The sequence below is a fragment of the Massilia sp. KIM genome, assembly GCF_002007115.1.
Taxonomy (GTDB): domain Bacteria; phylum Pseudomonadota; class Gammaproteobacteria; order Burkholderiales; family Burkholderiaceae_D; genus Telluria.
Window position 1 is genome coordinate 1,087,567 of record NZ_MVAD01000002.1, and the last position, 12,901, is coordinate 1,100,467.

The window sequence follows — 12,901 nt, forward strand, 5'->3', positions numbered from 1 at the left end:
CCACCAGGCTAGGATGCAAATAAAATTTGCAAAAGAGGCTTTAAAACCATATTTTGCATACCTTGAAAATCGAAATACATGGCTTTAGATTGGACTCAACGGATGCTCCCAGGAGGTCCGTCAACTTATCGCTTACTTTGAAAAGGATAGTCATCATGCGTACTTTTGATCTCACCCCGCTGTACCGTTCCGCCATTGGTTTCGATCGTCTGGCCAGCCTGCTCGAGCAGCGCGCCGAGCCGAGCTACCCTCCGTACAACATCGAACTGGTGAGCGAAGACAAGTACCGCATCGTGATGGCCGTCGCCGGCTTCAGCCGCGACGAAATCGAGATCGTGACCGAGCGTGACAGCCTGCACGTCACCGGCCGCAAGCAGAAGGACGAGGTGCAGCGCACCTACCTGCACCGCGGCATCGCAGCGCGCGATTTCGAACAGCGCTTCCAGCTGGCCAACCACGTGAAGGTCACCAGCGCCGCCTTCGACAACGGCATGCTCACCATTGAACTGGTGCGTGAAGTGCCGGAAGCCCTCAAGCCGCGCAAGATCGCGATTGCGGATGCGTTCGGCAACACCGGCAATGTCCAGGCGCTGGAGCAACGCGACGCCGCCTGAACCTGAGGTGATCGCAACGGAAGTCAATTAAAAGCAGGGCGCTCGCGGTAGGGGGCGCCCTTTTTTACGCCTGGAGGCTTGCAAAACCTGCAAGATGACGATGGATGAGGCAACCCGAGCTTAAGCCGGCTTTAAGACGGACGCTTGCCAACTTAAGCATGGTCTAAGGCGCGTGCGGGAAACTACCTCCATCGATAAGCCAACATCATCGACAACAATATTTCAATCAGGAGCCCATCCATGTCCAACGAAGGTGTCACTGCCATCACTGCCAAACGTCTGACGCTGGCCCTGTGTGCCGCAGGCGTCATTGGCGGAGCGGTCGGTGCAATCGCCGTCAACCACAATAACGTCGCAGCCGAAGCCGCGCCCGCCGTCGCCGCCGCACCTGCGCCGGCCGCCGCGCCCGCAGCCCCCGCCGCTGCGCCCGCGTCGACGGTCACCCTTCCTGATTTCACGCGCATCGCCGCCCAGAACGGCAAGGCGGTGGTCAACATCCGCGTCGTCGGCAGCACCAAGACCTCCCAGCGCGGCATGCCGCCGGGACTGGATCCGCGTCATCCGTTCTATGAATTCTTCCGACAGTTTCAGGACCCGCGCTATGGCGGCGGTCGTGAGACTCCCGTTTTCGGCGCCGGATCGGGCTTCATCGTAAGCCCGGACGGCGTCATCCTGACCAACGCCCACGTGGTGCAAGGCGCCGACGAAGTGACCGTCAAGCTGCAGGACCGCCGCGAATTCCGCGCCAAGGTCCTGGGCACCGACCCCCGCACCGACGTGGCCGTGCTGAAGATCGACGCCAAGGGCCTGCCGGTGGCGCCGGTCGGCAAGTCGCGCTCGCTGCTGGTGGGCGAGTGGGTGCTGGCCATCGGTTCGCCCTATGGCCTGGAAAGCACCGTCACCGCCGGCGTGGTGAGCGCCACCGGCCGCTCGCTGCAGGACGGCGTGGTGCCCTTCATCCAGACCGACGTGGCGGTCAACCCGGGCAACTCGGGCGGTCCGCTTTTCAACACCCGTGGCGAAGTGGTGGGCATCAATTCGCAGATCTACAGCCAGACCGGTGGCTACCAGGGCCTCTCGTTCGCGATCCCGATCGACCTCGCAGTCAAGATCAAGGACCAGATCGTGGCCACCGGCAAGGTGCAGCACGCCAAGCTCGGCGTGAGCGTGCAGGAAGTCGGCCAGGCCTTCGCCGACTCCTTCCGCCTGGAGTCGCCGGAAGGCGCCCTGATCTCCAGCGTCGAGCGCGGCGGTCCGGCCGAGCGCGCCGGCCTGAAGTCGGGCGACGTGATCCGCCGCGTGAACGGCCAGGCCATCGTGTCCTCGGGCGACCTGCCGAGCATCATCGCCCTGGCCAAGCCGGGCGAGCGCGTCAGCCTGGACGTCTGGCGCGACGGCAAGCTGGTGCGGGTCGAGGCCACCCTGGGCGACGCCGCCAAGGGCGCGCGCCGCGGCGCCGAGGAAGAACTGGCCGAGGCGCCGGTCGACGCCGGCGGGAAGCTGGGCCTGGTCCTGCGTCCGCTCGAGCCGGTCGAGCGCCGCCAGGTCGGCATCGCCTCGGGTCTCGTGATCGAGGACGCCTCGGGCGCCGCCGAGAACGCGGGCATCCTGCCGGGCGATGTGCTGATTGCGATTAACGGCCGGCCGGTCAGCTCGGTCGACCAGGTCCGCGACATGGTGGGAAGGTCCACCAAGTCTGTGGCCTTGCTGGTTCAGCGCGGGAGTGACAGAATCTTCATTCCAGTGCGGATCGGTTAAGGAAGCGTAGCGTCCTCGACCCGCTGGTTTCAAGAACGGGGAATTCATGCGGCTATTGCTGGTGGAAGACGATACGATGATCGGCGAAGTAGTGCTCGACCTGTTAAGGGCCGAGCACTACGCCGTCGATTGGGTCAAGGATGGCGAGATGGCCGACACGGCCCTCATGCAAAACCAGAACTATGACCTGGTCCTGCTCGACCTTGGGCTCCCGCGCAAGGACGGGCTGGACGTGTTGCGCGCCATGCGCGCCCGCAAGGACCGCACCCCGGTGCTGGTCGCCACCGCGCGCGACTCGGTGGCCCAGCGCATCGCCGGACTGGACGCCGGCGCCGACGACTACGTCCTCAAACCCTACGACCTCGACGAGCTGCTGGCGCGCATCCGCGCGCTGCTGCGGCGCGCCGCCGGCCGCGCCGAGCCGGTGTTCGAGTACAAGAACATCTCGGTCAACCCGGCCACCCGCGAAGTGCTGGTGGACGGCAATCCGGTCTCGCTCTCGGCGCGCGAATGGGCGGTGCTGGAAGCCCTAGTGGCCCGCCCCGGCGCGGTGCTGTCGCGCGCCCAGCTCGAGGAAAAGCTGTACAGCTGGCGCGACGAAGTCTCCAGCAACGCGGTCGAAGTCTATATCCACGGCCTGCGCAAGAAACTGGGCAGTGACCTGATCCAGAACGTGCGCGGGGTCGGCTACATGGTGCCCAAGGCATGAAAGTCACCCACTCGCTGCGCGGACGCCTGCTGTGGTTCCTGCTGGCGGCGATCACCATCGCGGCCCTGGCCCAGGCCTCGATCGCCTACCGCACCGCGCTGCACGACGCCGACCAGATCTTCGACTACCACATGCAGCAGATGGCGCTCTCGCTGCGTTCCGGCACGCCGCTCTCGAACACCGAGGTGCGCGAGCGCATGGAAGCCAATGCCGAAGGCGGCGGCAACGACGACATGGTGGTGCAGATGTGGTCCCCGGACGGGGTCCAGATGTTCCACAGCGTCTCGCGCGCGCGCCTGCCGCAGCGCGCGGTGCTGGGCTTTTCCAACGTCAAGGCCAACGGCACCGTCTACCGCGTGTTCTCGATCCAGACCGCGAACCAGACCGTGCAGGTGGCCCAGGACCTCGCCGTGCGCCGCAACATGGCGGGCAACCTGGCCCTGCGCACCCTCGGCCCGATCGCGGTCATGATGCCGATCCTGATGCTGGTGGTGTGGTGGGTGGTGAGCGGCTCGCTCGAACCGGTGGCGCGGGTCCGTTCCCAGGTCGCTTCGCGCCAGGCGGACGACCTGTCGCCGGTGTCCGAAGCCGGCTTGCCCGACGAGGTGAGGCCGCTGGTGCAGGAACTGAACCTGCTGTTCGGGCGCGTGCGCACCGCCTTCGACGCCCAGCAGAATTTCGTGGCCGACGCCGCGCACGAGCTGCGCACGCCGCTGGCCGCGCTCAAGCTCCAGGCCCAGAGCCTGGACCGCGCCGACAACCCCGACGCGCGCAAGCTGGCGGTGGCGCGCCTGACCGCCGGCATCGACCGCGCCACCCGCCTGGTCGAGCAGCTGCTGGTGCTGGCGCGCCAGGAAGCCAGCGCCGCCGGCGGCGCCGCCACCCGTCCGGTCGACCTGTCCGACCTGGCGCGCCGCACCGTGGCCGACCTGGCCGGCGTGGCCGCCGCCAAGGGCGTGGACGTGGGCGTGCAGCAGGCAGACGCGGCCAGCGTGGACGGCCAGCCGGACGCCCTGCAGATCCTGCTGCGCAACCTGGTGGACAACGCGATCAAGTACACGCCCGCCGGGGGCACCGTCGACATCTCGGTGCTGGCCGAGGGCGACACGGTAGTGGTGCGGGTGGAGGACAGCGGCCCCGGCATCCCGGTCGAGGAACGTGAGCGCGTGTTCGACCGCTTCTACCGCGTGGCCGGCAGCGAGGCCGCCGGCAGCGGCCTGGGGCTGGCCATCATCAAGGCCATCGCCGAGCGGCACGGGGCCACGCTCACGCTCGGCCAGTCGGAGCGGCTGGGCGGCCTGGCGGCCAGCGTGGCCTTCAAGGCTTAGGAGTCCGGCAACCGAGCTGGCGGTAGCGCTTGCGCAGCGCCAGCAGGTCTTGCTGGATCGATTCGACCATGGCGCCGCCGGCGCGGCGCTCGACCCGCTCGCTGTCCTGGATCGCTTCCTTCAGGCCGCGGCACGCGCGCCGCGCTCCCGCCTCAGGACGCTTCTTGCGCGCCAGCGCGTTCGGACCCGGCGCACTGGCCGCCGGGCAGGCCTGCAGGCCGCATTCGCGCCTGGTCTCGGTGTGTGCGGCGCGCGTCCCGACGGCGGCGCAAAAAAGCAGCAGGCCGCCGGCGAGCAGGCCGGCAGCCTTGTATGTGGCTGGGGTAGTGATGGTGGTCTCCGCTGTTATTGACTGCTTATCGCGTATCGGCTCCGGCGGCGTCTGCGCGCCGATCGAAGCGCAGCAGAATACTCCAGTTCAATGCGCCGTGTTGTCATCAATTGTCACGACCGGCGGCGCGGCGGCAGTCGCGGTAGAATCGCAGGTTTTGGCGTGCGAACGCCTGCGGGAACAACGAGGAAACGATGAAGAAACTGGCAGTGGTAATGGGCGCGCTGGCGGCGGCGGGACAGGTCGCGGCGCAGGACGTCGTCAAGATCGGCCATGCGGCCGCGGTCACCGGTCCGGTGGCCTACTTCGGCAAGGACACCGAGAACGGCGCGCGCATGGCGATCGAGGCCCTGAACGCGCGTGGCGTGAGCATCGGCGGCAAGAAGGTGAAGTTCGAGCTGCTGGCCGAGGACGACGGCGGCGACCCCAAGCAGGCCACCACCGTGGCCCAGAAGCTGGTCGACGCGAAGATCCACGGGATGGTCGGCCACGAGACCTCGGGCACCACGATTCCGGCCTCGAAGATCTACCACGCGGCCGGCATCCCGCAGGTCTCGCCCTCGAGCACCAGCCCGAAGTACACCCAGCAGGGTTTCAACACCACCTTCCGCGTGGTGGCCAACGACGTGCAGCTCGGCCAGGCGCTGGGCCGCTATGCGCTCGCCGGCATGCAGGCCAAACGCGTCGCCGTGGTGGACGACCGCACCGCCTACGGCCAGGGCCTGGTGAGCGAATTCTCCAGGAGCCTGCAGCAGCAGGGCGGCCAGGTGGTGGCGCGCGAGTTCACCCACGACAAGGCGACCGATTTCTCCGCCATCATCACCCGCATCCGCAGCAGCAAGCCGGACCTGGTCTTCTTCGGCGGCATGAGCGCCACCGCCGGCCCCATGCTGCGCCAGATGAAGCAGCTCGGCATGAACGTGCGCATGATGGGCGGCGACGGCATCTGCTCGGACGAGATCCACAAGCTCTCGGGCGGCACCATGGCCGACGGCCAGGTGGTGTGCGCCGAAGCGGGCGGCGTGCAGGGCGAGGCCAAGGCCGGCATGGACAAGTTCCGCGCCGACTACAAAAAGCGCTTCGGCATCGACGTCCAGATCAACGCGCCCTATGCCTACGACGCCGTGATGATCCTGGCCGAAGCGATGGTCAAGGCGGGTTCCCCGGCGCCGGCCAAGTATCTGCCGGTGCTGGCAAAGATCCAGTACAAGGGCGTGACCGGCCCGATCGCCTTCGACGCCAAGGGCGACATCCGCGACGGCACCATCACCCTGTACGGCTTCAAGGGCGGCAAGCGCACTGTGCTCACCGTGACCAAGTGAGTCAGCCGACCAGGTATTCGCGCGCCATCGCGCGCGCCCGGTGCAGGCGGCTTTTCGCGGCCGCCGTGCTCAGGCCGAGCGCCTCGGCGATCTCGGCGATGCTGTATTCCTCGAAGTCGCGCAGCAGGATGATCTCGAGGTAGTCGCGCGGCAGGCTCTCGAGCGTATTCACCAGCTCCAGCTTCAGCGCCGCGTCGTCGTGGGCGGCGAGCCAGCGTTCGGCGCGCTCGTCGTCATAGGGGTCGTAATCCAGCATGCGCCGGCCCAGGCGCCGGCATTCGCGCTGCACCACCTTGAACAGCCAGCCCGAGAAGGCCGCCAGCGCGCGCACCGAGCTGAGGCGGCGCGACAGCACCAGCAGGGCTTCCTGCACCGCGTCGTCGACGTCGCTGATCAGGCAGGAGCGCTGCGCATAGCGCCGGATGTCGGGCTGGCAGACCTGCAACAGCCGGTCGAGCGCAGCCGGGTCGCCCCGGTGCGCGGCATCCAGCAGCGGCAGGTAGCGTTCAGGAAGCGCCATGTTTTTTTGCCTTGTCCAGGCGCCGGCCGACCATGGCGCAGGCCGGGCAGAAGCCGAACAGGCCCGAGGCCACGATGCCGGCCGCGCCGAGGGCGAGCGCGACCCCGGCCAGGCCGCCGATGCCCAACAGGCCAATGGCGATCGCCACCAGGCCAGCCACCACGCGCAGCACGCGCTCTCCATTCGGGACATTCTTCACATAGAACATTCTGCACTCCTTTTCGTTAACGGGTGAGGACCATCCTCGCCAGCTAAGAGGGGCGGGCAGTGCAAAAGGATTCGCGCTGCGCAAAATATTTTTTGCGGGCCCGGGCCGCGCCGCCGGGAGGCAGCCCGGCGCGCCTTCAGTCGCGCTCGGGGGCGCCCAGCGGGAACAGGTGGCGGAAGGGGCGGGCTTCCTCGACCGCGCGGGCGAACGAGGGGCGCGCCAGCAGGCGCGCGCGGTAGGCGCGCAGCACCGGATAGCTGGCCGCAATGGGGTGCACCCAGTCGGCGTAGAACAGCGAAGGCGCGGCGGCGCAGTCGGCCAGCGTGAAGTCCGCGCCGGCGGCCCAGTCGCGGCCGGCCAGGTGGCGGTCGAGCCAGGCGTAGGCGAGTTCCAGCTTCTTGACGCCGTGTGCCATCCATTCCTCGCGCCTGGCCGGGTCCCCGGTCAGCGCGCCGTCGACCGCGCGCTGCACCGGCGTCATCACGTGCAGGTCGAAGTAGCGGTCGAGGAAACGCACCTCGAGGGCCGTGGTCGGATCCTCGGGGATAAGGCGCACCGGGCCCGGCCGGCTCAGTTGCAGGTGCTCGATGAAGATGCTGGTCTCGGGCAGGGCGCGGCCCTCGTCCACCAGCACCGGGAATTTACGCATCGGCCAGTGGGCCAGCCACTCCTGCACGTGCTGCGGACGGTCCGGCGCGACGCAGCGGAACTCGAAGGGGATGGCGTTCTCGTAGAGGGCGACCAGCGCCTTCTGGGTATAGGACGAGAAGGGGTGGCCGTACAGGATCAGGGGCATTGCCAGGGTCTCCTTGAACTAGTTGTAATTTGCAAGCGGTTGTACGATAGCTTGACTACTTGTATATTGCAAGTAGTTTATGAAGGAGTAACCCGTGTCCCAATGCATGCGTTCCGGCTGTCCCATCAATCTTACGCTCGAACAGCTGGGGGACCGCTGGAGCCTGATCGTGATCCGCGACCTCATGTTTGGCAACCGCCGCAGCTATGGCGAGCTGCTGGCGCAGAGCGAGGAGGGGATCGCGTCGAACATCCTGTCCGACCGCCTGAAGCGGCTGGTGAACGCCGGGCTCTTGAGCCGCGCGCCGGATCCGGCGCACAAGCAGAAGGGCATCTACAGCCTCACTGAGCCGGCGATCCAGCTGCTGCCGCTGCTGGCGCACATGGGCGCCTGGGGACGGCGGCATACGCAGCCGAGCCGCGAGCTGTCGGTGCGCGCCGAGCTGCTGGAAGCGGGCGGGCCGGCCCTGTGGGAAGCCTTCATGGAAGAACTGCGCCACCTGCACCTGGGCGCGCCGCGGCCGGCGCGCTCGGTGTTCCGCGAACTGCAGAAAGCCTATCGGGACGCGCTGGCCTGAGCGCGCGCCTGTCTCAGGCGTCCTGGCGGCGCACCGTGCCGTCCAGCGCGCCGAAGCTGTCCATGGGGCAGGCGGCGCAGCGCTCGTGCCTGCAGAAGCGGCACACCGTCATCGCCGAGGTGGCATCGCTCGGCAGGGCCAGCAGCATCTTTTCCAGCAAGCCGTCGAGGAGTGTGCGTTCGGAGGCGTCCAGGCGCCCCAGCAGCGGTTCGAGCGCTTCGGCGCGAATCGCCAGCAGGGCGGTGCGTTCGGCCTGACCTGCCTCGGTGAGGTGGATGGCCACGGCGCGCCGGTCGGTAAGCGCCGCGCGCCGCTCCGCGTAGCCCGCCTCGATCAGGCGGTCGACCAGGCGCACCGTGCCAGGATGGCTGAGCCTCAGGACCTTGCCCAGCCGGTCGATGCTCAGCCCTGCCGCGCTGCCGATCACAATGATCGCCCCCAGCGCCTCGCCGCCCAGCGCGCTGCGCTCACCCATGGCCGTGCGCACCCGATCCGACACGCCGGTGGCGAAGGCCGTGATCAGGTTACCCAAACGTGCATTTTCATCGTCCATACAGCCTCCCCGGAAAACTGCTATTATATGTGTGCGTCATGCATATAACAAGCCATGAAGCATCGATGCCGGGCAAAGCTTCCGGTTCCATCCATTCGGCCGTCATGGCCACACTTGTCTCTATAGGAATACCTATGCAACAGCATCTCCATCTCACCGCTCCCGCCACGCCCAAGCTCGGGCTCCAGGATTCCGCCAGCCTGCTGCGCTGGGCGCTGGTCATTGTTTTCCTCTGGTTCGGCGGCATGAAGTTCACCCAGTACGAGGCAGCGGGGATCGCGCCCTTCATCGCCAACAGTCCCTTCATGAGCTGGCTGCACGCCGGTTTCGGCGTGGACGGCGCCAGCGCCTTCATCGGCGTGCTCGAACTGTCGACGGCGGCCGCGCTGGCGCTGGGCGCCTGGCACCGCGGGGCGGCGGTCCTGGGCGCGCTGATGTCGAGCGCCACCTACGCGATCACGCTGACCTTCTTCGCGACCACGCCTGGCGTTGCCGAACCCACTGCGGGCGGCTTCCCGGCGATCTCGGCGCCGATCGGCCAGTTCCTGCTGAAGGATCTGGTGCTCCTGGCCGCTTCGCTGGTCCTGCTGCAATCGGCCGTGTCGGCCTTGCGTTTGCGCCGCGCCTGAAGCCGGCGCCAGGGCAGGGGCGAAACGCTCCTGCACCGCCCTCTTCGACACCTGGTCGGCGTGGCGGCGTGTTCGATGTGGGGGAGGAAAAGACGGAGCGGACGGCGCCGCCCCGTGTCTGGATCGGGTGGGAAGCATCGCCCGGGAGCCGGCAGCGGCTCCCGGGATCAGGCCATCAGAACTTGTGCGACAGGCGTGCGAACACCGCCGCGCCGTTCAGGCCGAACTGCACGCTCTCGTACTTGAAGCCGTTGTCGGTTTCGTTCGGATCCTGCGTCGTCGGCTTGACGTCGAAGATGTTGGTGCCGCCCACGGTCAGCTTGGTCTTCTCGGTGAAGGCCCAGGTGAAGGACAGGTCGGCCGAGGTCTTCGCTTCGTAGCGCTGGTTCGGCACCGGCGGGCCCGAGAAGGTGCCCAGGGTCTGCGGACCGAAGTGGATGATGCGCAGCGAGGTCTCGAACTTGGCCAGGCTGTAGTCGAAGCCCAGGGTGGCCTTGCGGCGCGGCGCGCCTTCTTCGATGAACAGGCGCTCGCGCTCGGACAGCAGCACGTCCTCGAAACCGGCCAGCGCCGCAGGCGCCTTCACGCGCTGCACTTCGGTCTTGCTGAAGTTCACCGCCAGGAAGGTGTTCAGGCGTCCGGCGCCCAGGTTGGCGCGGTTCGACACGGTCAGGTCCAGGCCCTGGGTCTTGGTGTCCACCGAGTTCACGAAGAACTGCGCCTGGCCCACGCCCAGCTGTTGCAGGGTGGCGCCCAGCGCCGGGTAGTTGTCGGCGTCGAAGCGGCCCGACAGCACGATGCGGTCGTCGATGTCGATGCGGTACAGGTCGGCCGTCACCGAGGTCGACTGGGTCGGCGACCAGGTCACGCCGGCGGTGAAGCTCTTCGATTCCTCGTCCTTCAGCTGCGGGATGCCGGCGGCGTTGGCCACGCGGCCGCCGTTCGGCGCCAGCACCACGTCCAGCGGCTGGCCGCTGACGAAGTCGGTGAAGGTGGACGAGAAGTAGACCTGCTGCAGCGACGGGGCGCGGAAGCCGGTGCTGGCCGAGGCGCGCAGCAGCACGCTCGGGTTGACGCGGTAGGCGCCGGCGATCTTGCCGGTGGTGGTCGAGCCGAAGTCCGAGTAGCGCTCGTGGCGCAGCGCGGTCTGCACCTTAAAGCGGTCGGTCAGGTCGGTCTCGATGTCGATGTAGGCCGCGCTGCTGTGACGGTCGCTGTCGGTGGCGTCGCCCGGCTGGAAGCCCGGGAAGCCCTGGCTGCCGGCGTTGCCGCCGAAGCCCACGCCGTCGGCGTCGATGTAGGAGCCCGGTTCGCCGGCGAAGATCTTGTAGTTCTCGCGGCGGTGCTCGAGGCCGAAGGCCACGTTCATGCCCTGGGCCACGCCGCTGTAGAAGCGGCTGAAGTCCAGGTTGGTGGTCGCCTGGCGGAACGAGAAGCCGCCCGCGTCGAAGGCGCTGGCGCTGACGCCCTTGCCGCCGTTGATCAGGTCCAGGTTGGCGATCGAGGCGTTCAGGGTGTTGTTGATGTTGTACATCAGGCGGTTGTAGCCGTAGGTCTGCGACAGGTCGGCGTTCCATTCGCCCACCTGCCAGCGGTAGCCCACGGTGCCCCAGCGGTCGTCCACCTCGCCGTCGATGAAGGGCACGAAGCCGTTCGGGTACATGGCTTCCGAGTTGCGCGAGGGGATGTCGTCCGAACCCACGCCGCCGCGTGCGAAGGCCGCCGACGAGGCGTCGCGCTTCTGCGCGCCGGCGGTGAAGTAGAACTTGCCCGGACCGGTCGGGAATTCGCCGTTCAGGTAGATGGTCTGGTTCTCGGCCTTGGTGTCGCCGATGATGCGCGGGTTGCCCGGCTCCGAGCGGTTGGAGCGGCCGCGGTCGTAGTATTCGCCGGTGATGCCCAGCACGCCGCCCGCCACGGCCACGCCGCAGTAGGCCGAGGCCAGCCAGTTCTCGCCGTCGCCTGCGGTGTACTGGCCGTAGCCGAGCACCGACTCACAGCCCAGGTTCTTCTTCAGTTCGATGTTGATCACGCCCGCGATCGCGTCCGAGCCGTATTGCGCGGCGGCGCCGTCGCGCAGCACCTGCACGTTGCGGATTGCCAGCAGCGGGATCGCGTTCATGTCGGTGCCCGTGTTGCCGCGGTTGCGCGCGCCGAACAGGTTCACCAGCGCCACGGTGTGGCGGCGCTTGCCGTTGACCAGCACCAGGGTCTGGTCCGAGCCCAGCCCGCGCAGGGCGGCCGAGTCGATCAGGTCGGCGCCGTCGGCGCCGGTCTGGCGGGTCGAGTTGAACGAAGGCGAAATATTGGTCAGGGCCTGTGCGAGGTCGAATTGACCGCCCTGTTCAGCTGCCTTGGTCATGGGGATGAAGTCGACCGGCACCGGGGTGTCGGTCGAGGACGCGTTGCCGACGCGGCGCGAGCCGACCACGTTGACGGTATTGATGTCGCTGGCGGCCGGCGCGGCGCTTTGCGCATGGACGCTGGCGGGAAGAAGCGCGGCGAGGGCGGTGGCGCCGTAGAGGGCCAGCATCAGCGACTGGGGAATCGATTTGAGTTTGAGCACAGATTTTCTCCGGTGGAAAGATTGGATATTAATCAAATGACTCACCAGTCACCATGGCTATGTAGCATTAACACAACGTTGTATTGCTATAACCATTTGTATTCGACCAAGGAGCGACACACCGCGACAAACGGCGACAATTTTTCAGCGGTCCCGGGCGAGATCGGCGCGGCCGCCGACGAAGACCTTGCCGCCCTCCACGCGGGTGCGGATCAGGCAGTCGCGCCCGGTGGCCCGGCCCTGCAGCAGGGTGATGCCCCGGCCCAGCAGCACGCTCAGGGCGCCGGCGGCGACCCCGGTGGCGCTGTCCTCGAGGCGCGGGTCGAGGTGGTTGAAGTTGCGGCCTTCGTAGCTGCCGTCCGGGCGCGCGCAGTAGACGTACAGGCCGTTCACGCCCGCCTCCTTGCCCCAGGCGGTGATCGCGGCGAGATCGGGCGCCAGGCCATGCAGGGTGGCGGCGTCGTCGACCTGCACCAGCAGCTTGGGGCTGCCGACCGAGGCGACCCGCGGCGGGGCCACCGGCGTGAAGCCGGGTGCGTCCAGCAGGCGCGCGAGCAGGCCTTGGGGCAGGTCCGGTTGCACGAGCTCTTGCGGCTCCAGTTGCACGAAGACCTCGTCCTCGATGCGCGACAGGCCGAGCGCCTGGCCGCGCTGCGCGGTGCTGACGAGAAGGGTGGCGGCTCCGGCATCGCGCGCGAACAGCACCCGCGCCGCCGCCAGCGTCGCATGCAGGCACAGGGGGCTGCGTGTGTGCGGATAGTAGAAGTCGACCACGCCGGCCACGCCGTCTTGCGGCGAAGGATCGATCCACACGCAGGTGGTGTCGCGCTCGCGGGCCAGCGCCTGGCGCGCCTCGATCGGCGAGGCGTCGTCCTCGATCACCAGGGCCGGATTGCCTAAGCCTTCGGGCCGGCCGAAGCAGTGCAGGGCGTGGATCTTCATCGCGTTTTCCTTGTCGTGCGGAGTGTCGGTTATACTGTGTTTTTATAC

At 67.6% G+C, this 12,901-nt stretch carries 13 protein-coding genes; 7 read left to right on the forward strand and 6 right to left on the reverse strand.

Annotation, left to right across the window (positions count from 1 at the left end; translation table 11 throughout):
• The first annotated feature begins 155 nt into the window (after positions 1 to 155).
• The 5 genes from B0920_RS19605 to B0920_RS19625 all read left to right on the forward strand — a co-directional run bounded on the left by B0920_RS19605 (position 156) and on the right by B0920_RS19625 (position 6,062).
• Positions 156 to 614: an Hsp20 family protein gene (locus B0920_RS19605; RefSeq protein WP_078034311.1), complete on the forward strand. Its 459-nt coding sequence runs from the start codon at positions 156 to 158 to the stop codon at positions 612 to 614.
• Between the two features lie 240 nt (positions 615 to 854).
• Complete coding sequence (locus B0920_RS19610) at positions 855 to 2,372, forward strand: Do family serine endopeptidase (protein ID WP_078034312.1); 1,518 nt, start codon at positions 855 to 857, stop codon at positions 2,370 to 2,372.
• 46 nt (positions 2,373 to 2,418) lie between these two features.
• On the forward strand, positions 2,419 to 3,081 hold the full coding sequence (locus tag B0920_RS19615) for a response regulator transcription factor (RefSeq protein ID WP_078034313.1): 663 nt from the start codon (positions 2,419 to 2,421) through the stop codon (positions 3,079 to 3,081).
• Complete coding sequence (locus B0920_RS19620) at positions 3,078 to 4,409, forward strand: ATP-binding protein (RefSeq protein ID WP_078034314.1); 1,332 nt, start codon at positions 3,078 to 3,080, stop codon at positions 4,407 to 4,409. The genes B0920_RS19615 and B0920_RS19620 overlap by 4 nt, the downstream gene beginning before the upstream one ends.
• 525 nt (positions 4,410 to 4,934) lie before the next feature.
• On the forward strand, positions 4,935 to 6,062 hold the full coding sequence (locus B0920_RS19625) for a branched-chain amino acid ABC transporter substrate-binding protein (protein WP_078034315.1): 1,128 nt from the start codon (positions 4,935 to 4,937) through the stop codon (positions 6,060 to 6,062).
• A 1-nt stretch (position 6,063) separates the two neighbouring features.
• Here B0920_RS19625 and B0920_RS19630 read toward each other — a convergent pair whose 3' ends face one another.
• The 3 genes from B0920_RS19630 to B0920_RS19640 all read right to left on the reverse strand — a co-directional run bounded on the left by B0920_RS19630 (position 6,064) and on the right by B0920_RS19640 (position 7,586).
• Complete coding sequence (locus tag B0920_RS19630; RefSeq protein WP_078034316.1) at positions 6,064 to 6,582, reverse strand: RNA polymerase sigma factor; 519 nt, start codon at positions 6,580 to 6,582, stop codon at positions 6,064 to 6,066.
• Positions 6,569 to 6,790: a DUF2892 domain-containing protein gene (locus B0920_RS19635; protein WP_078034317.1), complete on the reverse strand. Its 222-nt coding sequence runs from the start codon at positions 6,788 to 6,790 to the stop codon at positions 6,569 to 6,571. Before B0920_RS19635 ends, B0920_RS19630 begins: the two co-directional genes overlap by 14 nt.
• Before the next feature lie 136 nt (positions 6,791 to 6,926).
• The gene (locus B0920_RS19640) at positions 6,927 to 7,586 is read right to left on the reverse strand and encodes a glutathione S-transferase family protein (RefSeq protein ID WP_078034318.1); all 660 of its coding nucleotides are present in this window, start codon (positions 7,584 to 7,586) and stop codon (positions 6,927 to 6,929) included.
• Positions 7,587 to 7,680: 94 nt separating this feature from the next.
• Here B0920_RS19640 and B0920_RS19645 point away from each other — a divergent pair, with 94 nt between their 5' ends.
• Positions 7,681 to 8,163 (forward strand): helix-turn-helix domain-containing protein, encoded by a 483-nt coding sequence (locus B0920_RS19645; RefSeq protein WP_218669393.1) that lies wholly within the window; start codon positions 7,681 to 7,683, stop codon positions 8,161 to 8,163.
• A 13-nt stretch (positions 8,164 to 8,176) separates the two neighbouring features.
• Here B0920_RS19645 and B0920_RS19650 read toward each other — a convergent pair whose 3' ends face one another.
• Positions 8,177 to 8,716 (reverse strand): MarR family winged helix-turn-helix transcriptional regulator, encoded by a 540-nt coding sequence (locus B0920_RS19650; RefSeq protein ID WP_078034320.1) that lies wholly within the window; start codon positions 8,714 to 8,716, stop codon positions 8,177 to 8,179.
• Positions 8,717 to 8,850: 134 nt separating this feature from the next.
• Between B0920_RS19650 and B0920_RS19655 the strand changes: the two genes are divergently transcribed.
• Positions 8,851 to 9,345, forward strand: coding sequence for a YkgB family protein (locus B0920_RS19655; RefSeq protein ID WP_078034321.1), 495 nt, complete (start codon positions 8,851 to 8,853; stop codon positions 9,343 to 9,345).
• A gap of 175 nt (positions 9,346 to 9,520) precedes the next feature.
• On the opposite strand, the gene B0920_RS19660 is transcribed toward B0920_RS19655, so the two are convergent.
• Together B0920_RS19660 and B0920_RS19665 are read right to left on the reverse strand one after the other, a co-directional pair.
• Positions 9,521 to 11,911 carry a TonB-dependent siderophore receptor gene (locus B0920_RS19660; protein ID WP_078034322.1) on the reverse strand — a complete coding sequence of 797 codons (2,391 nt, stop codon included), beginning with the start codon at positions 11,909 to 11,911 and terminating at the stop codon, positions 9,521 to 9,523.
• Between the two features lie 144 nt (positions 11,912 to 12,055).
• The gene (locus tag B0920_RS19665) at positions 12,056 to 12,853 is read right to left on the reverse strand and encodes a PhzF family phenazine biosynthesis protein (protein ID WP_078034323.1); all 798 of its coding nucleotides are present in this window, start codon (positions 12,851 to 12,853) and stop codon (positions 12,056 to 12,058) included.
• Between the last annotated feature and the right edge of the window lie 48 nt (positions 12,854 to 12,901).

Excerpts from the sequence above, each read along its gene's own strand:
- B0920_RS19625 (WP_078034315.1), top strand. The coding sequence starts at position 4,935 with ATGAAGAAACTGGCAGTGGTAATGGGCGCGCTGGCGGCGGCGGGACAG.
- B0920_RS19610 (WP_078034312.1), top strand. The coding sequence starts at position 855 with ATGTCCAACGAAGGTGTCACTGCCATCACTGCCAAACGTCTGACGCTG.
- B0920_RS19650 (WP_078034320.1), bottom strand. The coding sequence starts at position 8,716 with ATGGACGATGAAAATGCACGTTTGGGTAACCTGATCACGGCCTTCGCC.
- B0920_RS19605 (WP_078034311.1), top strand. The coding sequence starts at position 156 with ATGCGTACTTTTGATCTCACCCCGCTGTACCGTTCCGCCATTGGTTTC.
- B0920_RS19635 (WP_078034317.1), bottom strand. The coding sequence starts at position 6,790 with ATGTTCTATGTGAAGAATGTCCCGAATGGAGAGCGCGTGCTGCGCGTG.
- B0920_RS19665 (WP_078034323.1), bottom strand. The coding sequence starts at position 12,853 with ATGAAGATCCACGCCCTGCACTGCTTCGGCCGGCCCGAAGGCTTAGGC.
- B0920_RS19620 (WP_078034314.1), top strand. The coding sequence starts at position 3,078 with ATGAAAGTCACCCACTCGCTGCGCGGACGCCTGCTGTGGTTCCTGCTG.
- B0920_RS19615 (WP_078034313.1), top strand. The coding sequence starts at position 2,419 with ATGCGGCTATTGCTGGTGGAAGACGATACGATGATCGGCGAAGTAGTG.
- B0920_RS19655 (WP_078034321.1), top strand. The coding sequence starts at position 8,851 with ATGCAACAGCATCTCCATCTCACCGCTCCCGCCACGCCCAAGCTCGGG.
- B0920_RS19630 (WP_078034316.1), bottom strand. The coding sequence starts at position 6,582 with ATGGCGCTTCCTGAACGCTACCTGCCGCTGCTGGATGCCGCGCACCGG.
- B0920_RS19640 (WP_078034318.1), bottom strand. The coding sequence starts at position 7,586 with ATGCCCCTGATCCTGTACGGCCACCCCTTCTCGTCCTATACCCAGAAG.